Raw genomic sequence first — 21,850 nt, 5'->3', positions numbered from 1 at the left:
CTAGCATTGGCCGATGACCGGCCATGACCACTCCCACGAACACAGCGAACTCGGCGAAATGGACCTGCGGGTGCGGGCGCTCGAGAGCGTGCTCACCCAGAAGGGCTACATCGATCCGGCCGCACTCGACGTGCTGATCGACACCTACCAGACCCGCATCGGCCCGCGCAACGGCGCGCGCGTGGTGGCCAGGGCCTGGGTCGACCCAGTGTTCCACGACTGGCTGCTGAAGGATGCCACGGCCGCCATCGCCTCGCTGGGCTACACCGGCCGGCAGGGCGAGCACATGGTGGCGGTGGAGAACACCGCCGAGCAGCACCACATGGTCGTCTGTACGCTCTGCAGCTGCTATCCCTGGCCGGTGCTCGGCCTGCCGCCCACCTGGTACAAGAGCGCGCCGTACCGCTCGCGGGCCGTGAAGGACCCGCGCGGCGTGCTGGCCGATTTCGGCACGGTGCTGCCCGAATCGACGCGCATCCGGGTCTGGGATTCGACCGCCGAGGTGCGCTACCTCGTGATCCCGCAGCGCCCTGAAGGCACCGAAGGCATGAGCGAAGAAGAGCTTGCCGCGCTGGTCACGCGCGACTCGATGATCGGCACTCGGCGGGTGGAAGCCGCCTCTACAGGGGGTGCTTCATGAGCTATGTCACGCATGCCGACCTTGGCGGCCAGCCCGGTTTCGGCCCGGTCACGCCCGAGCCCGAGGGCGAGCTGTTCCATGCCGCGTGGGAGCCGCGCGCGCTGGCGCTCACGCTGGCCATGGGCGCCACCGGCTCCTGGAACATCGATGCGAGCCGCGCCGTGCGCGAGACCTTGCCCGGCTACGGAAACCTGAGCTACTACCAGATCTGGCTCGGCGCGCTGGAGCAGCTGATGCTGCAGCGCGGCCAGGTCGCTCCGGACGAGCTCGCGTCCGGCGAGATGCGCCATCCCGCGGCACCGGTCGCGCGTGTGCTGCAGGCCGCCAGCGTTCAGTCCGTGCTGGCCAAGGGCTCGCCCACCCAGCGCCCCGAACCCGGGCCGGCGCGCTTTGCCCTCGGCCAGCCGGTGCGCATGCGCGCCGGCAAGGTCGACCACCACACGCGGCTGCCGGGCTACGTGCAGGGCAAGCGCGGCGTGATCGAGCATGTGCATGGCGCGCATGTGTTCGCCGATGCCCATGCGCAAGGCCTGGGCGAGCAGCCGCAGTGGCTCTACACCGTGGTCTTCGACGAGGCCGAGCTCTGGGGCGAAGGCGCGCCGCGCCAGAACCTTGCGGTGTCGGTCGATGCCTGGGAAAGCTACCTGGAGCCCGCCGCATGAACAGCGACATGCCACCCCTCGCACTGGCGCCTGGCATGCCGCGCGATGCCGACGGGCCGGTGTTCAACGCACCCTGGGAGGCCCAGGCTTTTGCGATGACGCTGGCGCTGCACGAGCGCGGGCTGTTCAGCTGGGTTGAATGGGCCGAAGCGCTTGCAGCGCAGATCGCGGCCGCGCAGGCCGCGGGCGACCCCGACACCGGCAACACCTACTACCGCCACTGGCTCGCCGCGCTCGAAAGCCTGGTCGCGCGCAAGGGCGCCAGTTCGGACGAGGAACTGGCACGTTACCGCCACGCCTGGGACCATGCGGCCGACCGCACGCCGCACGGGCAGCCGATCGAGCTGCGCGGCGAGGATTTCCCTGGCTGATCTGCTGTCTTGCTCCTTCCCCCGCTGGGGGAAGGTTGGGATGGGGGCTGCCCCCGCATCGGCGCAGCGCTCAATCGAAGGCCGCGTGCCCCCACCCCGGCCCTCCCCCGGGAGGGGAGGGAGAAATACAGCTGCCTAGACGCGAATCACGCGGCCCGGGTTCAGGATGTTCTTCGGATCGAGCCCGCGCTTGATCGCCCGCATCATCTCCAGCGCCACCGGCGACTTGTGCTTCTCGAGCTTGTCGACCTTGAGCGAGCCCACGCCATGCTCGGCCGAGAACGAGCCGCCGAACTTCTCGACCGCGTCGTACACCAGCGTGTTGATGCGCTCTTCCTCGTTCTTCAAAAAGGCCTTGGTGTCGATGTTCTCGGGCGCCTGCACGTTGTAGTGCAGGTTGCCGTCGCCCAGGTGGCCGAAGTTCACCAGCCGCACGCCGGCAATCTCGCGCGCCAGCAGCGCGTCGGTTTCCGCCACGAAGGCCGGAATGCGCGACACCGGAATCGAGATGTCGTGCTTGATGTTCAGGCCTTCTTCGGCCTGCGCGAGCGGAATGCTCTCGCGGATGTGCCAGAGCTGGTGCGCCTGCGCGAGGTTCTCGGCCACCACCGCATCGGTCACGCAGCCGTCTTCGAAAGCCGTTTCGAGCAGCGCCTCGAAGCGCGCGCGCGCATGGTCTTCGGATTCGCTGTCGGAGTTCTCCAGCAATACACAGTACGGCACGGCCTCGTCGCCGATGAAGGGCACGCGCAGCTGCGGCATGTGCTTGTCGACCAGACTCAATGCAAACCGGCCCATCACCTCGAAGCCCGTGAGGCCCGAGCCCAGCTGTTTGTGCGCAAGGCCCAGCAGCGTGACCGCGTGGTCGAGCGAGGGCACCGCGGCCCAGGCCGTGAGCTGCGCGGCGGGCAGCGGGTAGAGCTTCATGGTGGCCGCGGTGATGATGCCGAGCGTGCCTTCGCTGCCGATCATCAGGTCGCGCAGGTCGTAGCCGGTGTTGTCCTTGCGCAGGCCGCTGGTGCCTTCCCAGATCTCGCCCTGCGGCGTGACCACCTCGAGGCCCAGGCACAGCTCGCGCGTGTTGCCGTAGCGCACCACCTGCGTGCCGCCGGCATTGGTCGCCAGGTTGCCGCCGATGGTGCAGCTGCCCTCGGCCGCAAGGCTCAGCGGAAACAGGAAGCCCTGCTTCTCGGCCGCCTCCTGCAGCGTCTGCAGGATGCAGCCGGCCTCCACCGTCATCGTGAGGTTGGCGGCATCGATGGTGCGGATCGCGTTCAGCCGCTGCAGGCTCAGCACCACCTGCGTGCCGCTGCCGTCGGGAATGGAGCCCACGGCCAGGCCGGTGTTGCCGCCCTGCGGCACGATGGCCGTGCCCGCCGCGGCGCAGGCCTTGACCACCTCGGCCACCTGCTGTGCATTGGCCGGCCGCACCACGGCCAGCGACTTGCCGCGTGCGCGCTTGCGCCAGTCCTGTTCGTAGGCCGTGAGGTCGCCCTCGTTCAGCACGTGCTGCGCACCCACGATGGCGCGCAGTTGATCGACGAGGGAAGCGGAAGAAGAAGTCGTCATGGGGTGGAAATCTCCAGTTGGCGGGCCGCCTTGGCATTGCGCAGGCGCAGCCGCACGTGCCAGGCGCAGGCCGCAAAGAGCATGAGGCACAGCAGCACCTCGATGAGCGCGAGCACCTGCCCCACGCCGTTGGTGTCGCTCCAGGCGCGCACCACGCCCTCGGTGAAATAGAGCCAGATCATCAGGCTGACCCAGCGGTAGGTGTACATGCGGTTCTTGTAGAGCCCCGCGAGCGGAATGACCAGCGGCAGCACCTTGAGCGCCAGCAGCGAGCCGCCCGGCCGCAGCGGCGCGAGCCACAGCTCCCAGGCCAGGCCCAGCACGATCAGGCCCGCAAGGCTGCCCACGGCGAGCCAGCGGGTGGCGCTGACGGAAGAAGAGGCTTGCGGCGTGATGGTTGTCATGGGCAGAACACCGCGGAACCGGGTTGGCCGGGCCGGCTTTTTCGAGCGCAGGCCACGGCGACACGAAGTGCGCGAAGACGAGGGAAGGATTCGGGTTCTTATGATACCGGCCATGAATCGTCGTCAGCTCTGGAGGGATCTTTCGCGCTTTCCGTGGGGCAACACCGCGGCGGTGCTGGGCGAGCGTTTCCGCGAAGACCGGCTCGGCCTCACGGCCAGCAGCCTCACCTTCACCACCACCATCGCGATGGTGCCGTTCTTCACGGTGGCGCTGGCGCTCTTCACCGTGTTCCCGATGTTCGCCAAGCTGCAGGGGCGGCTGCAGCGCTGGCTCATCGAGAGCCTGATTCCCGACAACATCGCGCGCCAGGTGCTGGGCTACCTGAACCAGTTCTCGAGCAAGGCCGGCGGCCTGGGCATCGCGGGCCTGGTGGTGCTCTTGATCACCGCCATTGCGCTGATCCTCACCATCGACAAGACGCTCAACAACATCTGGCGCGTGCGCTCGCCCCGGCCCTTTGCGCAGCGCGTGCTGATCTACTGGGCCGCCATCACGCTCGGGCCGCTGATCCTGGCGGTGAGCCTTTCGACCACCTCGTACGTGTTTGCCGCATCGCGCGACGTGGTGGGCGGAAGCATCCTCAAGCTGTTCTTCGACACCTTCGAATTCGTGCTGCTCGCGGCCGGCATGGCCTCGCTCTACCACTACGTGCCCAACACCAACGTGCGCTGGTCGCATGCCTGGGCCGGCGGCTTCTTCGTGGCGGCCGCCATCGAGATCGCCAAGCGCGTGCTGGGCTACTACCTGAGCCTGGTGCCGACCTATTCGGTGCTCTACGGCGCCTTCGCCACCGTGCCGATCCTGCTGGTGTGGATCTACGTGGCCTGGGTGATCGTGCTGCTGGGCGCGGTCATCGCGGCCTACCTGCCGAGCCTGCTGACCGGCGTTGCGCGCCGGGGCGGGCGGGCCGGGTGGCCGCTGCAGCTGGCCATGGAGGTGCTGCAGCACCTGGCGCGGGCGCGCGCCACGCCGGCCAAGGGCATGGGCGCCACCGAACTCGTCACGCGCATGCGGGTCGATGCGCTGCAGGTGGTGCCGGTGCTCGAGACGCTGGTGGCGCTGGACTGGATCGCGCCGCTCGCCGAGGAAACCGCCAATGAGGATCCGCGCTATGTGCTGCTGGCCGATCCGTCCACGCCGATCGAGCCGCTGCTCAGGGAGTTGCTGATGCCGCGCGCCGAGCCGCTCGAAGACCTCTGGCGCAAAGGCCCGCTGCACTCGCTGCGCCTGGGCGACGTGCTCCTGATTTGATAGCCCTCAGAGCTTGACCTTGCCGAGCCAGATGTCGCGGTACATCGCCCAGTCGCCCATGAAGCTGTAGAGCGGGCGCTTGAGCGAGGCGGGCCTGTTCTTCTCGAAGCCGAAGTGCCCGACCCAGGCAAAGCCGTAGCCCCCGACCAGCCCGGCCAGCAGCCAGAGCGGGTTGAATGTGACGGCCAGCGCCACCAGGCACAGCAGCGAGATCGTCGAGCCTGCGAAATGCAGGCGCCGGCAGGTGCGGTTGGCGTGCTCGCTCAGGTAGAAGGGATAGAACTCCGCGAAACTCTTGAAACGTCGCGGATCGACAGCAGATTCCGGGGCAGTCGTGGTGTTCATCGTGCGGGTCTCCTGAACGCCGGAGGCGCTTTGTCCATAATAGCCACGACCCTTCGGCCGCACCACTGCGGCTTCGTATTCACACCTGCACCGCATCAACCTTGAGCGCTCTTCCTGCCGCCCCCGTTTCCGCCGAGCCGGCCAGCGATGCGCCGTGGGTCGTGTGCCTGTGCGCCGAATGGTGCGGCACCTGCCGCGACTACCGGCCGCTGCTCGAGCAGGTGGCGCGGGCGCATCCGCAGTTCCGCTTTGCCTGGGTCGACATCGAGGACCACGCCGAGATTGCCGATGCCTTCGACGTCGAGACCTTTCCCACGCTGCTGATCGCCGGTGCCGACGGCACCCGCTTCCTGGGCCCGCTGCTGCCGCATGCCGAGACGCTCTCGCGCATGCTCGGTGCTTTGCAGGCGCCGCAACCTTCCAGCCTCGACGTCGACCTGCTGCTCGCGGTGCTCGAGAAGCGTCCCGGCGACTTCGCGGTCTGACCGCGCCCCATCCCATGAACATCCTGATCTTCGGCGCCACCGGCATGGTGGGGCAGGGCGTGCTGCGCGAATGCCTGCTGGCGCCCGACGTGGCGCGCGTGGTCGCGGTCGGCCGCAGGGCCACCGGGCAGCAGCATCCGAAGCTGCAGGACCTGGTCATTCCGGACATGACCGACTACAGCGGTGTCGAGCCGCAGCTGCAGGGCTTTGACGCCTGCTTCTTCTGCCTCGGCGTGTCGTCGGTGGGCATGAACGAGGCCGACTACAAGCGCATCACCTGCGACCTCACGATGGCCGCCGCCACCGTGCTCGCGCGGCTCAACCCGGGCATGACCTTCACCTACGTGACGGGTGCGGGCACCGACAGCAGCGAGCGCGGCAGCCGCATGTGGGCGCGCGTGAAGGGCGCGACCGAAAACGCCCTGCTCAGGCTGCCGTTCAAGGCCGCCTTCATGTTCCGCCCCGGCATGATCCAGCCGCTGCACGGCGTGCGTTCGAAGACGCCGCTCTACCAGGCCGCGATCATGGTGCTCAAGCCGGTGCTCGGGCTGGCCCACCGGCTCTGGCCCGACAGGGTGACGACCACCGAGAAGGTGGGCCGCGCCATGCTGGCCGTGGCACGGCACGGCGCGCCGAAGGTGCTGCTCGACCCGGCCGACATCAACGCGCTGGGCCGCTGAGGCTCAGGCGCTCGACCGCGCGCGGCCCAGCTTGCGCCGGCCCGCGCTGGCAATGGCATGCACCAGGTGTTGTACGAACGCCTGCGCCAGCGGCGTGAGCGTGCGGCCTTCGAGCGCCAGCACCTGGAGCTGCCGCTGCTGCAGCGGCGCCTCGGCGAACGGGCGCGCCACCACCGTGCCTGCATCGATCAGGTGCGTGACCGTGAGGTGCCCCGACAGCATCACGTCTGGCGTGCGCAACAGCGGCAGCAGCACCGATGAAAAATTGCTGACGAAGATCGCGCGGTACTGCAGGCCCTGCAGGCTGCACGCCTGGTCGAACAGCTGCCGCGCGGTCACGCCCCTGTCGCCCACGGCCAGCGGATAGCGCACGGCGTCGGCCACGGACACCACGCGCTGGCGCGCCAGCGGATGGTCGGGGCGCAGCACCGCGAACACCGGCGCATTGGCCGAGTGCTCGATCTTCAGGCCGGGCTCCGGCGCGACGACGTATTTCAGTGCGATGTCGGCCTCGCCGCGCGCGAGCAGCGCGCTCACGCCATCGGGCGAGCCCACGTGGAGCTCGAGCTGCGTGCCCGGATGCGCCGACTCGAAGCTGCGCATGACCTGCGGCATGAAGTGCGCGGCAAAGCCTTCGGTGCAGGCCATGCGGATGCGGTGCGCGCTGCGGCCGCCGAGGTCGCGCACCTGCTCGATGACCTGCTCGATGTCGAGCTGCGCATTGCGCAGGTGCGCCGCGAGCCGCTCGCCCGCCGCGGTGAGCGCCATGCCCCGGGCGTGGCGCTCGAACAGGGGCGTGCCCAGGCTGTCCTCGAGCTTGGTGATCTGGCGGCTGACCGCCGACGAGGCCACGAACAGCCGCGCCGCGGCCTGGCTGACCGAGCCGCCGCGCGCCACTTCGAGGAAATGGCGCATCGGAATGCTGAGGAGCGGTGGTGCCATGGCGGTTGAAGCGTTGCCTTGAAGGCAATGGTAGCTTGCGAAATCGGTGCTGGAAGCATTGCCCTGCAGGCCTTGTACTTGCTGCATCCCACGCCAACAGGAAATCCCCTCATGCAACGTACCGAAAGCCTTGCCGCGGCCGCCGCCTATTTCGACGATGGCGGCTTCTTTGCCGACCTGCAGCGGCGCGTCGCCTTCCGCACCGAGAGCGACACCGGCGCCGCCACGCCCGCGCTCGGCGCCTACCTGCGCGACGAGCTGGTGCCGCCGCTGGCCGCGCTGGGCTTCGAATGCGAGATCGTCGAGAACCCGGTGGCGGGCGGCGGGCCCTTCCTGATCGCGCGCCGCATCGAAGACCCCGCATTGCCCACCGTGCTGAGCTATGGCCACGGCGACGTGGTGAGCGGGCAGGATGCGCAGTGGGACGAAGGCCTCGGCCCCTGGGCGCTCACCGTGCGCGGCGACCGCTGGTACGGGCGCGGCACGGCCGACAACAAGGGCCAGCACAGCATCGCGCTCGGCGGGCTGGCGGCCGCACTGCGCGCGCGGGGCGGGCGCCTGGGCTACAACATCACCTGGCTCATCGAGACCGGCGAAGAGGCCGCGTCGCCGGGCCTGCATGCGGTGTGCGAGCAGCAGCGCGAGCGGCTGCGCGCCGACCTGTTCATCGCGAGCGACGGGCCGCGCGTGAGCGCCGCGCGGCCCACGCTGTTCCTGGGCTCGCGCGGCGCCGTCAACTTCAGCCTGCGGCTGCGCGCCAGGGCGCGGGGCTACCACTCGGGCAACTGGGGCGGCGTGCTCGCCAATCCGGCCACCGTGCTCAGCCATGCGGTGGCCTCGCTGGTGGATGCGCGCGGGCGCATCCTGGTCGAGGCCTTGCGGCCGGCTGGAATTCCGCAGGGCGTGCGCGAGGCGCTGGCCGACATCGCCATCGGTGGCGGCACCGACGATCCCGCGCTCGACGAAGGCTGGGGCGAGCCCGGCCTCCGCCCCGCCGAGCGGCTGGTGGCGTGGAACACCATCGAGGTGCTCGCGCTCGGCGCCGGCTCGCCGCAGCGGCCCGTCAACGCGATTCCGTCCGAGGCGGTGGCGCATTGCCAGCTGCGCTTCGTGGTCGGAACGCCGTGGCGCGAACTGGCGAGCATCGTGCGCGCCCATCTCGACGCGCGTGGCTTCGGCGATGTGGAAGTGAAGGTCACGCTGGAAGGCGCGGCCACGCGGCTCGACGTGGAGAACCCCTGGGTCGACTGGGCGCGCCGCTCCATCGAAGAGAGCAGCGGCCAGCGCGCCGACCTGCTGCCCAATCTCGCGGGTTCGCTGCCCAACGATGTCTTTGCCGACCTGCTGGGGCTGCCCACGCTGTGGGTGCCGCATTCCTACCCGGCCTGCGCGCAGCACGCGCCCAACGAGCACCTGCTGGCGCCGCTGGCGCGCGAGGGCCTGCAGATCATGGCCGGCCTCTACTGGGACCTGGGCGAGCCGGGGCTCGCGCCGTGGGCCGCCGGTAAAACGCTGCATGCCGCTGCCGCCTGATTTCTCTTCCTGGACGAACCCCAATGAAAACTGCTCTCTTCCATCGGCTCCGTGGCCTGCTGGCCTGCGCCTTGGCGCTCGTCGCCTTCCATGCGCCCGCGCAGGAAAAATGGCCCGACAGGCCCGTGAAGCTGGTCGTGCCCTTTCCCCCGGGCGGCGGCACCGACATCGTCGCGCGCGCGATGGGGCAGGGCCTGTCGGAGCGGCTCGGCCAGCCCGTGGTCATCGACAACAAGCCCGGCGCCGCCACCATCATCGGCACCGACGCCGTCGCCAAGGCCGCGCCCGACGGCTACACGCTGCTGCTCTCGGGTTCCACCAGCTACAGCGTGAACCCCGCGCTGCGCGCCAGGCTGCCCTACGACCCGGTGCGCGACCTCGCGCCCATTGCCATCGTTGCACGCACGCCGCTGGTGCTGGTGGTGGGGGCCGGCACGCCCTGGCGCTCGCTGCCCGAGCTCATCGCCGCCGCCAAGGCCAAGCCGAAGAGCATCCGCTACGCCACCTTCGGCGCCGGCTCGGGCCCGCACCTCGCGGGCGAGCTGCTTGCGCTGGCCGCGGGCATCCAGCTGCAGGACATCCCGTACAAGGGCAGCAGCCAGGGTTCGATGGCGGTGATCGGCGGCGAGATCGAGGTTGGCATCGACACCGTGGCGGCCGTGGCGCCGCATGTGCGCTCGGGCAAGCTGCGCGCCCTGGGCATCGTGGGCGCGGCGCGCTCGAGCATGCTGCCGGAGGTGCGCACGCTGGCCGAGCAGGGCCTGCCCGATGCCACCTTCGACGCCTGGTACGGCTTTGCCGCGCCGGCGCGCACGCCGCCACCGGTGCTCGACAAGCTGGCGCGCGCCGTCACGGCCACGATGGGCAGCGCGGCCCTGCAGGCGCAGCTGCGCGCGCAGGGCATGGAGCCCGTCGTCATTGGCGCGGCGGCGTTCCGCAGCCAGATGGAGGGCGAGATCTCCCGCTATCGCGCACTGGCGCACCGCGCGGGCATCGCGGCGGAATAGAAGCGGCGCTTCAGGCGGGCGCGCCGACGAAGTCGCGCAGCGCAAACAGCACTTCGTCGGGGGCCTCGCTCATCAGTGCGTGGCCGGCATGCACGGTCACCACCTTGGCGTTGCGGGCCTTGCCCACCAGCGCCTTGGTGGCGCGCGGCGGCGTCATCTGGTCGGCGTCGCCGAGCAGGAACAGCACGGGGCACTGCACCCCTTCGATCGCCTTTTCGCCGTTCGCGTAGTCGTTGCAGGCCTTGAAGCCGATGTGGAACACGTTGGCGTCGCGGTTGCTCGCGAGCACGCGCCGCATCAGTGCGCGCGAGCTGCCGTAGAGCCAGGTGCCGGGGCCGAGCGAGGAGGGCGGCGGCGCGAGCAGCGAATGCGAGAAGGTGTTGACCATCGCGATGGCGCGCTGCGGATCGTTGAGCGCGCCGTCGAGCAGCGCGGGCGACACGGCCATCGGATAGGCCGTGCCCACCATTGCCAGATGGGTCACCCGTTCGGGCGCGCGCGAGGCGGCCTCGAGCGCGATCAGCGAGCCGAAGCTGTGGCCCACGAGCGCGGCCTTCTGCACGCCGGCCGCGTCGAGCAGCGCGAGCACGAACTGCGCCGCGTCTTCCACGCTGGCGGGCGGCGGGCCTTCGCTCTTGCAGTGGCCGGGCAGGTCGACGGCCAGCACGTTCCAGCCGTGGTTGGCGAACCAGCGGCTTTGCAGGATCCACACGCTGTGGTCGTTGAGCACGCCGTGGATGAACACCACGGTCGGCTTGTTCGCATCGAAAGCCTTGCCGCCGGTGTAGCAGTAGGTGGCGTGGCTGTTGACGGTGTAGTTCATGTCAGTTGCTCCACCGGATGTTTTGTTTTAGGTGCTGTTGTTCGGGGCGCGTGCACAGGCCACCGGGTACTCCCCTCCGCGAATGTCCCCCGCCTTCGGCTCCTCCTTTATTTCGCTGCGGGGAGCACCCGATGCCCTGTGCACCTGGGCACGCTCGTTGTGTATCGCTGATCAACGACTGCTCTGTCCAACGCTCCCGTCGATGGGGTGCCTTGCGCAGCGAAATAAAGGAGGAGGCCGCAGGCCGGGGGACATTCGCGGAGCAAGGTACCCCGTCGGCGGGAGCGCGCCCTGAACACGACACGCCGAACACAACGCGACGCAAGGAAAAGCAAGCCCTCATGCCGAGACCCCCGCCTTTTCCGCAGCCTTGAGCGCACGCTTCAGGTCGTCGATCAGATCGGCCGGGTCCTCGAGCCCGATCGAAAGCCGGATCGTCCCTTGGGAAATTCCGGCCCCCGCCAGCGCCTCGTCGGTCATTCGGAAGTGCGTGGTGCTCGCCGGATGGATCACCAGGCTGCGGCAATCGCCCACGTTCGCCAGATGGCTGAAGAGCTTCAGTGCCTCGATGAACGCCTTGCCCTGCGCGCGGCTGCCCTTGATGTCGAAGCTGAACACCGCGCCGGCGCCGCGTGCGCCGTGGCGCAACAGCTTTTGCGCCAACGCATGGCTCGGATGCGATTCGATCAGCGGATGGCCCACGCGCGACACGAAAGGGTGGCTCGCGAGGAACTCGACCACCTTCTGCGTGTTGTCGATGTGGCGCTCCATGCGCAGCGGCAGCGTCTCGATGCCCTGCAGGATCAGCCAGGCCGTGTGCGGACTCATCGACGCGCCGAAGTCGCGCAGCCCTTCGCGCCGGGCGCGCAGCAGGAACGCGCCGACCGTGCTTTCCTCGCTGAAGACCATGTTGTGAAAGCCGTCATAGGCCTGCGTGAGCTCGGCGAATTTGCCTGATTTTTCCCAGTCGAAGCTGCCGCCGTCGACCACCACCCCGCCAATCACCGTGCCATGGCCCGAGAGGAACTTGGTGGCCGAGTGGTAGACCAGGTCGGCACCCCAGTCGAAGGGCTTGATGAGATAGGGCGAGGTGAGCGTGGAGTCGACCAGCAGCGGCACGCCGGCTGCGTGGGCGATGTCGCTCACGGCCGGAATGTCGAGCACGTCCAGGCCCGGGTTGCCCACGGTTTCGCCGAACAGGAGCTTGGTTTCGGGCCGGATCGCGGCGCGCCAGCCGTCCAGGTCGCCGGGCTTCACGAAGGTGGTTTCGATGCCGAAGCGCCGCATCGTGTAGTGCAGCAGGTTCTGCGAGCCGCCGTAGAGCGCGGTGCTCGCCACGATGTGGGAGCCGGCGCCCATGAGCGTGGCGATCGACAGGTGCAGCGCCGCCTGGCCGCTGGCGGTGGCAATGGCGCCAATGCCGCCTTCGAGCGCCGAGACGCGCTGTTCGAGCACCGCATTGGTCGGATTGCTGATGCGCGAGTAGACGTGGCCCGCGCGCTCCAGGTTGAAGAGCGCCGCCGCATGGTCGCTCGACTCGAAGACGAAGGAGGTGGTGAGGTGGATCGGCACCGCCCGCGCGCCGGTGGCGGGGTCGGGCGCGGCGCCGGCGTGCAGCGCCAGGGTGTCGAAGCCGGGGTCGGAGTAGCCGGGCATGGGAGCCTTTCTGGGTTCGTTCGCAATGCCCCGTTACGTCTGCTAATCATGCGCGCGCAACATGGGCGTGGGAGTCGGCGCCGATTGTGGGCTATATTCAAATCGGCACCGCCGCCGAGAACGATTTCCGAGAGGAGCACACGATGAAAGTCAGCGACATCCTTCGCGTCAAGGGCAACACGCTCTTCACCATCACGCCCGACGACCTGCTGGCCGAAGCCGTCAAGACCATGGCGGAAAAGGACATTGGCTCCCTGGTGGTCATGGAACACGGCGACCTGGTCGGCATGCTCACCTTCAGGGAAGTGATCCTGGCCATTGTCGACAACGGCGGCCAGGTGGGCGGCACGCTGGTGCGCAAGGCCATGGACGACGCGCCCGTGACCTGCACGCTCGAAACCGACCTCGACGAAATCCGCCGCATCATGCTGGAGCGCCACGCGCGCTACATGCCCGTGATGGACAAGCGCATGCTGATGGGCGTGATCAGCTTCTACGACGTGGCCAAGGCGGTGGTGGACAGCCAGAACTTCGAGAACAAGATGCTCAAGGCCTACATCCGCGACTGGCCCGAAGAGCAGTAGCCGGCCGCGCCCAGCTCCGGGCGGCGGGCTTATTCCTTGATATTGGCCGACTGCACGATCTTCTGGTTGCGGGCGTATTCGGCCTGAACGAACTGGCCGAACTGCTCGGGCGTGCCGCTGCCGGGCAGGGCGCCCTGCTCGTTGAGCTTGGCCCGCACCTGCTCCTCGGCGAGCACCGCGCTCAATTCCTGGTTGAGGCGGGCCACGACCGCCGGCGGCGTGCGGGCGGGGGCGAAGATGCCGGTCCAGCTCACCATGTCGTAGCCCTTGAGGCCGGGCATCTCGTTGAAGGTGGGCACATTGGGCAGCGCGGCAAGGCGCTGGCTGCCGGTGATGCCGAGCGCCTTCAGGCGGCCGCCGCCCACATGCGGAATGGCGCTGGTGCTGACCAGCATCGCCAGGTCGACCTGGTTGCCGATCACGTCGGTGGCAATCTGGGCACCGCCGCGGTAGGGCACGTGGGTCACGAAGATGCCGCTGCGCTGCTTGAGCAGTTCCATCGCCAGCTGCAGCACCGTGCCCACGCCCGAGGTGGCGTAGTTGTAGGCGCCGGGCTTGGCCTTGGCGAGCTTGACGAAGTCGGCATAGGTGTTGGCCTCCAGGCCGGGCCGTGCCACCAGCACCATGGGCGCAATGTTGAGCATGCCGACCGGCGCCAGGTCCTTGAGCGGATCGAACTTGAAGGCCGAGGGGTTGACCAGCCGCCCGATGGCAATCGCGCTGTCGGGCCCCACCACCAGCGTGTAGCCGTCGGGCGCCGCGTTCACGCCCTTGGCCACGCCGATGGCGCCGCCTGCGCCGCTCACGTTCTCGATCACCACCGACTGCTTCAGCCGCTCGCCCAGCCGCGTGGCGACGAGGCGCGCGTTGACGTCCACGCTGCCGCCCGCGGTGTAGGGAACGATCAGCGTGATCGGCTTGGCCGTGGGCCAGGCGCCCTGCGCGAGTGCCGCCATCGGCAGCATCGAGCAGAGGGTGGCGGCAAGAAGAAGGCGGCGGTGGTTGTTCATGGCGTGGTTCATTGCGGGTGGGCGGGATGCTGCGGCGCTGGCGCCAGGCCGGCGCGCAGCGTGTCGAACTCGCGGCTCCATTGCGTGCGCCAGGCGCGGCGTTGCGTATCGTCGATCCATGCGCCGTCGAGCCCGTTGTGCATGAAGCCGCGCAGCTCGTCCAGCCCGAAGCCGAAGTCGCGCGCCATCATCACCCAGGCCTCGGTGGGCGTGACCTTGTGCAGCGTCGGGTCGTCGGTGTTGGGGTGGATGCGCAGGCCCAGGCCGGGCATGCGGCGAATGGGATGGTCGAGCGCCCAGCGCTCCGGGGGCAAGGTGCGCAGGTAGTAGGAGTTGGTGGGCACCACGGTGAAGATCACGCCGCGCTCGGCGCACCGGCGCGCGAAATCGGGCTGGTCGACCACCGTGTAGCCGTGGTCGATGCGGTCCACCTGCAGCACCTCGAGCGCGGTGCGCACGTTGGTCCATGGCATGCCGAACTCGCCCGCATGCGCGGTGGCCTTGAGCCCCGCGCGCCGCGCCTCGGCATAGGCGCGCGCGAAGAGTTCGGGCGGCCGGTCGACTTCGCGGTAGTCGATGCCGATGCCGATCACCTCGTCGCAGCGGTGGGCCTTGACCCATTCCACCATCTCGACGGCGGCTTCCGGGCTGGCCTCGCGGTCGATGGCGGCAATGAGCCGGCCGGTGATGCCGAACTCCTGCTGCGCGTCATGGATCGCGCGGACGATCGCGCCCTGCGCCATCGGGTAGGCGATGCCGGAGGCGTGCACGGTGCCAGTCGGGTTCCAGAAGAACTCGGCATAGCGCACGTTGTGCGCCGCCGCGTCCTCGAGGTATTCGCGCGTCAGCTGGTAGAGGTCGCCGGGGCTGCGCACCAGCTGCGCATCGAGCGCGCGCAGCACGCGCAGCACGCCCACCGGTTTTTCGCCGCGCGTGTAGAAGCCTTCGATCTCCTCCGACGCGAGCGGCGAGCCGGCGCGATGGTTGAGCTGCCTGAAGGTTTCGTGGCGCACCGTGCCGAACAGGTGGCAGTGCAGCTCCACCTTGGGAATCGCATGCAGCATGGATTCCAGCGTGAGGGGCGGCGGGGCGGGGCGGGTCATGCCGGCCAGTCTAGGCAAGGGCGCCTCATAAACAAAATTTTGAATTTCTATAATTCGATTCATTGAATCGATAACAGGAACGCCATGGCCTCCCTGCCGCTCCGGGCGCTCACGCTGCGCCAGCTCCAGTTCTTCTCTGTGCTGGTGGAAGAAGGGCACTTCGGCCGCGCGGCGCGCCGGCTGGCCATCACCCAGCCGGCGCTCAGCAACGCGATCAAGCAGATGGAAAAACTGCTCGGCGCCGAGCTGCTGACCCGTTCCACCCACCGCCTCGAGCTCACGCCGGTGGGCGCCGAGGTGCTGGCGCGCACCGATTTCCTGGTCAACACCTTCGAGGTGGCGCTGCGCGACATCGAGAGCACCGTGCAGCGTGGCCGGGCTTTCGTGCGCGTGGGCGTGATCCCGTCGGCCAGCGCGCGCGTGATGGCCGCGGCCAGCGAGTTCCTCCAGGCCGGCGAGCGCGAGCTCGAGATCGCCTGGCGCGATGCGCCTTCGACCACCTTGCTGTCCGAATTGCGCAGCGGCCAGCTCGACATGGCGGTGGCCGCCATCACCGAGCCGCCGGGCGGGCTGGCCTGCGTCGACCTGTTCCGCGATCCGCTGGTGCTGGTGGTGCGCCGCGACCATGCGCTGGCGGCGGCCGGAGACGCGAGCTGGGAGGCCATCGGCAAGGAACGGCTGGTGCTGTTCGAGAGCGGCAGCATGCCGGCGCTCGGCAACCCGGCGCGCGCGCAATTCGAGCAAGGCCCCGAGCCCTACCGCGTGAGCTATTCCGAAACGCTCTACGCACTGGTGCGCAGCGGCCAGGCGCTGGGGCTGATGCCGCGGCTCTACACCGCGCTGCTGCGCGACCCCGAACTGGTGGTGCTGCCGCTCTTGAAGCCGCGCGTCGAGCGCCGCGTGGTGCTGGCCTACCTGCCGGGGCCGATGCGCAACGTGGCGGCGCAGGAACTGATCGCGTTCCTGCGCGAGCGGCTGCCGCAGGCCGGCGAAGCGGCGGTGCGGCGCGTGGCCTCGAAGGAGCGGCGCAGCCGGCGCTGAAGCCGGGCGTCCGGCCGAAGGCTCAGTGCAGCTCGGCCGCGGCGTGGATGGTTTCGCGCACGCGCGGGTAGATCTGCGCGTTCCATTTGCTGCCGCTGAAAACGCCGTAGTGACCCACGCCGGCCTGCAGGTGATGCACCTTGAGGTAGGGCCGGATGCCGGTGCAGAGGTCTTGCGCCGCCACCGTCTGGCCGACCGAGCAGATGTCGTCGCGCTCGCCTTCCACCGTGAGCAGCGCGGTGCGGCGGATGGCCGCCGGGTTCACCGTGCGGCCGCCCACGGTGAGCACGCCGCGCGGCAGGTCGTAGGTCTGGAACACGCGCTCCACGGTCTCCAGGTAGAACTCGGCCGGCAGGTCGTTCACCGCCAGGTACTCGTCGTAGAAGGTGCCGATGGTGCGGGCCTTCTCGGTGTCGCCCTCGACCAGGTGGCGGACCATGTCCTGGAACTGCTTCTTGTGGCGCTCGGGGTTCATGCTCAGGAAGGCCGAGAGCTGCAGGAAGCCCGGGTACACGCGCCGCATCATGCCGGCATGCGGCCATGGCACATGGCTGATGAGGTTGCGGCGGAACCACTCGATCGGCTTGCTGTTGGCGAGCTCGTTCACCCCCGTGGGGTTGATGCGGCAATCGACCGGGCCGGCCATGAGCGTGAGGCTGCGCGGCGTGGCGGGGTTGTCGTCCTCGGCCATCAGCGCCGTGGCCGCCAGCGCGGACACGCAGGGCTGGCAGACCGCGACCATGTGCACGCCGGGACCGACGGCTTCGAGAAACCGGATGAGCTGCAGCGTGTAGTCGTCCAGGCTGAAGCCGCCATGCCACAGCGGCACGTCGCGCGCGTTGTGCCAGTCGGTCAGGTACACGTCGTGGTCGCGCAGCAGGGTGCGCACGGTTTCGCGCAGCAGCGTCGCGAAATGGCCCGACAGTGGTGCGACCAGCAGCACGGGCGGGTGCACGGCCTGCGTGTCCTTGCGGAAATGCAGCAGCGTGCCGAAGGGCGAGACCAGCGTTTTCTCCTCGTGCACCGGGGTTTCCACGCCATCGACCGGCACGCTGGCAATGCCGTAGTCGGGGCGCGAATGGGTCAGCCGCATGCGCGAAAACACCTCGAACTGCGCGGCCATGCGCCGCATCATGGTGCGGTCGGTGCCGTCCTTCCAGAGAGCCTGGCCGAGGTACTGGGCTGCGAGCCGGGAGGGCGAAAGCAGGTCGGCTTGGTTCTGGTAGGCCCGGTACAACATGAAAGTAGTACAGGCAAGTTGCGGGCCAAGCGGTGGCACAGGCCTTGCACGCCCCGTGGATGCCAACCGGCAGCAGGCAGTCCGCCAAGGAGATCCACGATGGCCAAACCCGTTCTCACGATCAGCAGCAAGAACTACGGCGCCTGGGCGCTGCGCGGCTGGCTGATGTGCAGGCTGGCCGGGCTCGACTTCAGCGAGAAGATCATCCCGCCCGACGACCCGGCCATGAAGGCCGAGATGCTGCTGCTCTCGTAGTCGATGCTGGTGCCCTCGCTGCAGCATGGCGGCGTCAAGGTGTGGGACACGCTGGCCATCGGCGAATACCTGAACGAGATCAAGCCCAAGGCCGGGCTGCTGCCGGCCGATGCGGCGGCCCGCGCGCATTGCCGCGCCATCTGCGGCGAGATGCATTCGGGCTTTGCCTCGATGCGCGGCGCCTTGCCGATGAACATCAAGGCCCGCTTCCGCGGCTTCAAGATCTGGTCGCGCGCGCAGGCCGACATCGACCGCATCGTCGCCATCTGGCGCGAATGCCTCAAGACCTACGGCGGCCCCTTTCTCTTCGGCAAGCAGCCCGGCATGGCCGACGCCATGTATGCGCCGGTGGTCACGCGCTTCCTGAGCTACGACGTGCCGCTCGACAGCGTTTGCGCCGCCTACTGCAAGCGTGTGATGGACCTGCCCGCCATGCAGGAGTGGGTGGCCGCCGCGAAGGAAGAGCCCGAGGAAATCGACGAGCTCGACGCCGAGTTCTAGGCAGGTTTTCCGAGCGGGTTCTTCTTCAAGCCGGCGGCGGCCCGAAGCCCGCCTGCCGCAGCTTGCGCTCGATGCTCTGCGCCGCCTGCTGCAGGTCGGCCAGGTGCGCCGAGACGATCTCGCGCTCGGTCTTCACGGCCGGCAGCCACGCGCAGCTCAGGCAGCCCACCACGAGCGTGTCCAGGCGCACCGGCACCGAGAGCGCGCCGAAGCGGTCGGGCGAGTCCATGCTCGTCGACGCGGGGTCGCGCACCACGTAGCCCTGGTCGCGCGCATGGGCCATCATGCGCCGGATGTTCTCGGGGCGGCGCGCGGCGCGGTCGGTGTCGCTGGGCGAGCGGGCCAGCGCCGCGAGAATCTCGCGCCGCTCGTCTTCGGGGCAGAACGACAGGTAGCAGCGCCCGAGCGACGACAGCAGCATCGGCGGCCTGAAACCCAGGGCCCGGTAGTTCACCGCCAGGCCATTGCGCGGCCGGTCCGTGTCCAGGATCAGCATGGCCGTGCCGTCGCGCACCCCCAGGTCGATGGGCCACGGCACCAGGCGCTGCAGCGTGGCGCGCGACTGCGCCGCCAGCGCCGACAGGCTTGCGCGCCATTGCACCGCGGGCCCCGATTCGCCGGCGGCCGAGGCCGGCACATAGCGCTTGTCGAGTTCGCTGCGCTCGGCCCATCCGGCCTGCTGCAGTGTCTTCAGGATGCGCAGCAGCGTGGCCTTCGAGAGGCCGGTCTGGCGATGCAGTTCCGACAGCGTGGCGGCCGACGAGCGCTGGATGGCCAGCATCACGTCGAGTCCGCGGCGCAGCGCATCGATCGATTTCACGCTTCGGGCGCCGGTGGTGTCGGACATGCGGAACTCCAGAAAAAGGTTCACCTGGTGAAACTATATCTTCTGGCTTCGGCAGCGTGTTCCTACAGTGCGTCGACCCCACCCGTCGTCCCACTGAAAAGGAAAACAGAGCATGAAGTTCACCCGTCGCGAAGCGGCCCGTGCCGCCGCCGCCATCGCCGCATCGAGCCTTGCCCTGCTGGCCGCCGGCGGCGCCATGGCGCAGGCCTGGCCGGCCAGGCCGATCACCATCGTCGTTTCCTATCCCGCGGGCGGCGACACCGATGCGGTCGCGCGCATCTATGCCGAGAAACTCTCGCTGCGCATCGGGCAGCCGGTGCTCGTGGACAACCGGCCCGGTGCCAGCGGCATGATCGGCAACGCCTGGGTCGCCAAGGCCGCACCGGACGGCTACACGCTGCTGTTCACCCCCAGCACCTTTCCGATCGCGCAGCATGTGCTGAAGGCTGGCCCCGGCGTGGCGCACGACGTGGTCAAGGATTTCACGCCCATCGTGAAGACCGGCAACATCCCGCTGCTGCTGGTGACCGCGCCGTCCACCGGCATCAAGAACGTGGCGCAGCTGGTGGCCGATGCCCGGGCCGGCAAGGCGCTGAGCTACGGCACGCCGGGCGCGGGCTCGCCGATGCACATCGCGGGCGAGCTCTTCAACAAGGACGCCGGAACGCAGATTGCCCACGCGCCCTATCGCGGCGTGGCGCCGGTGGTGAACGACGCGCTCGGCGGACACGTGGGCGTGGGCTGGATCACCCCCGGCGCGGTGGCGGGCCACATCGCCAGCGGCAAGCTCGTTGCGCTGGCGGTGGCCGAGCGCCAGCGCACCAAGCTGATGCCCGCCGTGCCCACGCTGATCGAGCTTGGCTACAAGGACGTGGATGTCAGCGCATGGATGGGCCTGCTGGGCCCCAAGGGCATGCCGGTGGAGCTGGTGCAGGCCCTGAACCGCCACTTCAACGAAGTGCTGAAGATGCCCGACGTGCAGGCCCGCATGGCTGCGCTCGGCATCGAGCCGATCGGCGGCGCGCCCTCGGTGCTGGCGCAGCAGATCGCGGACGACGACCAGCGCTTCGGCAAGCTGGTGAAGGAATTCGGCATTCGCGCCGAATGAGCTGGAACAAGGAGACAAGCACATGCTGAGCGAAGAGAAGAACCGCCTGCTGACCGAGGTCGGGCCGGGCAAGCCGATGGGCGACTACCTGCGCCGCTACTGGCATCCGGTTGCCGGAGCCAGCGAGTTCGACGACAAGGCCGTCAAGCCGCTGCGCATCCTGGGCGAGGACCTGGTGCTCTACAAGGACCTGGGCGGCAACTACGGGCTCGTGGACCGCCGCTGCCCGCATCGCAATGCCGACATGTCCTACGGCTTTGTCGAGCAATGCGGCTTGCGCTGCAGCTACCACGGCTGGCAGTACGACCAGAGCGGCCAGTGCGTGCACCAGCCCTTCGAGGAAACGCTGGACCCGGACGCGCGCATGCGCAGGAACACGAAGATCAAGGCCTACCCGGTGCAGGAAAAGGCCGGGCTGCTCTGGGCCTACATGGGGCCGCAGCCCGCACCGCTGCTGCCCGACTGGGAGCTGTTCAACTTCAGGAACGGTTTCGCGCAGGCCGTGTTCGCAGAGATCCCCTGCAACTGGTTCCAGTGCCAGGAAAATTCCATCGACCCCGTGCATTTCGAGTGGACGCACAACAACTGGACCACGCGCCTGCAGGGCGACGAAGGCCCCTATGTGCCAACCCACCTGAAGCTCGCGTTCGATGAGTTCGAGCACGGCTTCGTCTACCGGCGGTTGCGCGGCGGCGAGAGCGAGGACAACGTGATGTGGACCACCGGCCGCGTCACGCTGTGGCCCAACGGCTTCTTCCTTGGCCACCACTTCGAATGGCGCGTGCCCATCGACGACCACAACACCCTGAGCGTGCTGTGGGTGCTGAGCCGCGTGCCGACCGAGCAGGAGCCCTACGTGCAGGAGCGCATTCCGTCGTGGTACGGCCCGATCAAGGATCCGGCCACCGGCCGCTGGATCACGAGCCACGTGGCCAACCAGGACTTCGTGGTCTGGGTGGGGCAGGGCACGGTCACCGATCGCACCCGCGAAAAGCTCGGCCAGAGCGACAAGGGCATCGTGATGATGCGCCGCCGCTTCTTCGAGGAACTGGAGGCGATGCAGGCCGATCCGGCGCACGAGCCCAAGGGCCTGATCCGCGACACCACGATGAACCGCAACGTGCCATTGCCTTCGGCCTGCCGCGACGAGATGCTCCATGGCCTGCCGCGCGCGGAGCTTGCCGCCCATCCGCTGCTGGGGCCCTACCTGAAGGACTTCTTCGGCCAGGCCGGGCAGCCCGAGCACGTGCGCGCGGCCTACGAACGCGCGATCGGCCAGAAGGTGGAGGGCGCGAAATTCTTCAAGGTGCACGGCAGCGCGGCGGAGCACCACACGCCGCAACCCGCGAGCGAAGAAGAACAGGCGGGCTAGCTAGCGCCGGAACATCCGCAGGTCGAGCGGGTTCTCTTCGCCGAGCCACATCGCATGCGCCGTGTGGTCGGCAAAGTCGTCGCCCGTGACGCCGTGCACGAAGATGTCGAGGCCGTTGCGGTGCGCCTCGAGCCATTCGATCACCTGGTCGAACTCCGCCGCATCGAACGCCAGCTGGCAGCTCCAGCGCGTGTGGGGCCCCACCAGGCGTTCGTGCACGCGGCCGACCACCACCATCAGTTCGCGGCCCGCCTGTTCGCACAGCTGCCGGGCCTCGGCCACCGTGGCGGGGTCGAAGTAGACGTGGGCGTGGTATTGCGGATAGAGGTTTTCGGGGCGGCGCGGCATGGTCCGGTCATT

Annotated in this window: 23 protein-coding genes and 1 pseudogene; 13 read left to right on the top strand and 11 right to left on the bottom strand. The window is 68.8% G+C overall.

What is annotated here, in order from left to right; translation table 11 throughout:
- The first annotated feature begins 13 nt into the window (after positions 1–13).
- The 3 genes from nthA to AC1DMS_RS09915 are packed head-to-tail and all read left to right on the top strand — an operon-like array spanning position 14 to position 1,673.
- A complete protein-coding gene (gene nthA / locus AC1DMS_RS09925) occupies positions 14–640 on the top strand; it encodes a nitrile hydratase subunit alpha (protein ID WP_478079786.1) in 627 nt (208 codons plus the stop codon).
- The gene (gene nthB / locus AC1DMS_RS09920; protein ID WP_478079785.1) at positions 637–1,302 is read left to right on the top strand and encodes a nitrile hydratase subunit beta; all 666 of its coding nucleotides are present in this window, start codon (positions 637–639) and stop codon (positions 1,300–1,302) included. The genes nthA and nthB overlap by 4 nt, the downstream gene beginning before the upstream one ends.
- Positions 1,299–1,673, top strand: a complete 375-nt coding sequence (locus tag AC1DMS_RS09915) for a nitrile hydratase accessory protein (RefSeq protein WP_436287570.1) — start codon at positions 1,299–1,301, stop codon at positions 1,671–1,673. Before nthB ends, AC1DMS_RS09915 begins: the two co-directional genes overlap by 4 nt.
- 135 nt (positions 1,674–1,808) lie before the next feature.
- Here the strand turns inward: AC1DMS_RS09915 and AC1DMS_RS09910 are convergent, their stop codons facing one another.
- Both AC1DMS_RS09910 and AC1DMS_RS09905 read right to left on the bottom strand, forming a co-directional pair.
- Positions 1,809–3,242, bottom strand: a complete 1,434-nt coding sequence (locus tag AC1DMS_RS09910) for an FAD-binding oxidoreductase (protein WP_278875595.1) — start codon at positions 3,240–3,242, stop codon at positions 1,809–1,811.
- Positions 3,239–3,646 carry a DUF2069 domain-containing protein gene (locus tag AC1DMS_RS09905; RefSeq protein WP_062362367.1) on the bottom strand — a complete coding sequence of 136 codons (408 nt, stop codon included), beginning with the start codon at positions 3,644–3,646 and terminating at the stop codon, positions 3,239–3,241. The genes AC1DMS_RS09910 and AC1DMS_RS09905 overlap by 4 nt, the downstream gene beginning before the upstream one ends.
- A 100-nt stretch (positions 3,647–3,746) precedes the next feature.
- Here AC1DMS_RS09905 and AC1DMS_RS09900 point away from each other — a divergent pair, with 100 nt between their 5' ends.
- Positions 3,747–4,958 carry a YihY family inner membrane protein gene (locus tag AC1DMS_RS09900; RefSeq protein WP_012746812.1) on the top strand — a complete coding sequence of 404 codons (1,212 nt, stop codon included), beginning with the start codon at positions 3,747–3,749 and terminating at the stop codon, positions 4,956–4,958.
- A 6-nt stretch (positions 4,959–4,964) separates the two neighbouring features.
- Here AC1DMS_RS09900 and AC1DMS_RS09895 read toward each other — a convergent pair whose 3' ends face one another.
- Entirely contained in the window at positions 4,965–5,303 is a 339-nt protein-coding gene (locus AC1DMS_RS09895) for an Mpo1-like protein (protein WP_478079783.1), read from the bottom strand.
- A gap of 101 nt (positions 5,304–5,404) precedes the next feature.
- Here AC1DMS_RS09895 and AC1DMS_RS09890 point away from each other — a divergent pair, with 101 nt between their 5' ends.
- Positions 5,405–5,788 (top strand): thioredoxin family protein, encoded by a 384-nt coding sequence (locus AC1DMS_RS09890; protein ID WP_062362363.1) that lies wholly within the window; start codon positions 5,405–5,407, stop codon positions 5,786–5,788.
- A gap of 14 nt (positions 5,789–5,802) precedes the next feature.
- The gene (locus tag AC1DMS_RS09885) at positions 5,803–6,468 is read left to right on the top strand and encodes an NAD-dependent epimerase/dehydratase family protein (protein ID WP_436287574.1); all 666 of its coding nucleotides are present in this window, start codon (positions 5,803–5,805) and stop codon (positions 6,466–6,468) included.
- 3 nt (positions 6,469–6,471) lie between these two features.
- On the opposite strand, the gene AC1DMS_RS09880 is transcribed toward AC1DMS_RS09885, so the two are convergent.
- Positions 6,472–7,410, bottom strand: a complete 939-nt coding sequence (locus tag AC1DMS_RS09880) for a LysR family transcriptional regulator (protein ID WP_478180947.1) — start codon at positions 7,408–7,410, stop codon at positions 6,472–6,474.
- A 111-nt stretch (positions 7,411–7,521) separates the two neighbouring features.
- Between AC1DMS_RS09880 and AC1DMS_RS09875 the strand changes: the two genes are divergently transcribed.
- Together AC1DMS_RS09875 and AC1DMS_RS09870 are read left to right on the top strand one after the other, a co-directional pair.
- Positions 7,522–8,943 carry a M20 family metallopeptidase gene (locus AC1DMS_RS09875; protein WP_478079781.1) on the top strand — a complete coding sequence of 474 codons (1,422 nt, stop codon included), beginning with the start codon at positions 7,522–7,524 and terminating at the stop codon, positions 8,941–8,943.
- Positions 8,944–8,966: 23 nt separating this feature from the next.
- Positions 8,967–9,950: a Bug family tripartite tricarboxylate transporter substrate binding protein gene (locus AC1DMS_RS09870; RefSeq protein WP_307594028.1), complete on the top strand. Its 984-nt coding sequence runs from the start codon at positions 8,967–8,969 to the stop codon at positions 9,948–9,950.
- A gap of 10 nt (positions 9,951–9,960) precedes the next feature.
- Here the strand turns inward: AC1DMS_RS09870 and AC1DMS_RS09865 are convergent, their stop codons facing one another.
- Both AC1DMS_RS09865 and AC1DMS_RS09860 read right to left on the bottom strand, forming a co-directional pair.
- The gene (locus AC1DMS_RS09865) at positions 9,961–10,773 is read right to left on the bottom strand and encodes an alpha/beta fold hydrolase (protein WP_012746819.1); all 813 of its coding nucleotides are present in this window, start codon (positions 10,771–10,773) and stop codon (positions 9,961–9,963) included.
- Positions 10,774–11,112: 339 nt separating this feature from the next.
- A complete protein-coding gene (locus AC1DMS_RS09860; protein ID WP_012746820.1) occupies positions 11,113–12,429 on the bottom strand; it encodes an O-acetylhomoserine aminocarboxypropyltransferase in 1,317 nt (438 codons plus the stop codon).
- A gap of 143 nt (positions 12,430–12,572) precedes the next feature.
- Between AC1DMS_RS09860 and AC1DMS_RS09855 the strand changes: the two genes are divergently transcribed.
- The gene (locus AC1DMS_RS09855; protein ID WP_012746821.1) at positions 12,573–13,013 is read left to right on the top strand and encodes a CBS domain-containing protein; all 441 of its coding nucleotides are present in this window, start codon (positions 12,573–12,575) and stop codon (positions 13,011–13,013) included.
- Positions 13,014–13,042: 29 nt separating this feature from the next.
- On the opposite strand, the gene AC1DMS_RS09850 is transcribed toward AC1DMS_RS09855, so the two are convergent.
- Both AC1DMS_RS09850 and add read right to left on the bottom strand, forming a co-directional pair.
- Positions 13,043–14,023: a Bug family tripartite tricarboxylate transporter substrate binding protein gene (locus tag AC1DMS_RS09850; protein ID WP_478180946.1), complete on the bottom strand. Its 981-nt coding sequence runs from the start codon at positions 14,021–14,023 to the stop codon at positions 13,043–13,045.
- An 8-nt stretch (positions 14,024–14,031) separates the two neighbouring features.
- On the bottom strand, positions 14,032–15,126 hold the full coding sequence (gene add / locus AC1DMS_RS09845; RefSeq protein ID WP_478180945.1) for an adenosine deaminase: 1,095 nt from the start codon (positions 15,124–15,126) through the stop codon (positions 14,032–14,034).
- A gap of 84 nt (positions 15,127–15,210) precedes the next feature.
- Here add and AC1DMS_RS09840 point away from each other — a divergent pair, with 84 nt between their 5' ends.
- A complete protein-coding gene (locus tag AC1DMS_RS09840) occupies positions 15,211–16,167 on the top strand; it encodes a LysR family transcriptional regulator (protein ID WP_478180944.1) in 957 nt (318 codons plus the stop codon).
- A gap of 22 nt (positions 16,168–16,189) precedes the next feature.
- On the opposite strand, the gene AC1DMS_RS09835 is transcribed toward AC1DMS_RS09840, so the two are convergent.
- Complete coding sequence (locus AC1DMS_RS09835) at positions 16,190–17,407, bottom strand: polyhydroxyalkanoate depolymerase (protein WP_436035425.1); 1,218 nt, start codon at positions 17,405–17,407, stop codon at positions 16,190–16,192.
- Between the two features lie 99 nt (positions 17,408–17,506).
- On the opposite strand from AC1DMS_RS09835, the pseudogene AC1DMS_RS09830 reads away from it, so the two are divergent.
- Positions 17,507–18,163: pseudogene (locus tag AC1DMS_RS09830) on the top strand (glutathione S-transferase).
- Between the two features lie 25 nt (positions 18,164–18,188).
- On the opposite strand, the gene AC1DMS_RS09825 reads toward AC1DMS_RS09830, so the two are convergent.
- The gene (locus AC1DMS_RS09825) at positions 18,189–19,010 is read right to left on the bottom strand and encodes a helix-turn-helix domain-containing protein (protein WP_478180943.1); all 822 of its coding nucleotides are present in this window, start codon (positions 19,008–19,010) and stop codon (positions 18,189–18,191) included.
- A gap of 112 nt (positions 19,011–19,122) precedes the next feature.
- On the opposite strand from AC1DMS_RS09825, the gene AC1DMS_RS09820 reads away from it, so the two are divergent.
- Positions 19,123–20,118, top strand: a complete 996-nt coding sequence (locus tag AC1DMS_RS09820; protein WP_278874678.1) for a Bug family tripartite tricarboxylate transporter substrate binding protein — start codon at positions 19,123–19,125, stop codon at positions 20,116–20,118.
- Between the two features lie 22 nt (positions 20,119–20,140).
- Entirely contained in the window at positions 20,141–21,490 is a 1,350-nt protein-coding gene (locus AC1DMS_RS09815) for an aromatic ring-hydroxylating oxygenase subunit alpha (RefSeq protein WP_278874674.1), read from the top strand.
- On the opposite strand, the gene AC1DMS_RS09810 is transcribed toward AC1DMS_RS09815, so the two are convergent.
- On the bottom strand, positions 21,491–21,838 hold the full coding sequence (locus AC1DMS_RS09810) for a DOPA 4,5-dioxygenase family protein (RefSeq protein ID WP_012746830.1): 348 nt from the start codon (positions 21,836–21,838) through the stop codon (positions 21,491–21,493). It abuts the gene before it with no gap.
- Between the last annotated feature and the right edge of the window lie 12 nt (positions 21,839–21,850).

This window comes from Variovorax sp. 05T418 (genome assembly GCF_056396385.1).
The sequence above is the reverse complement of the archived record's forward strand: the minus strand, read 5'-3'. Positions and strand labels throughout refer to the sequence as shown.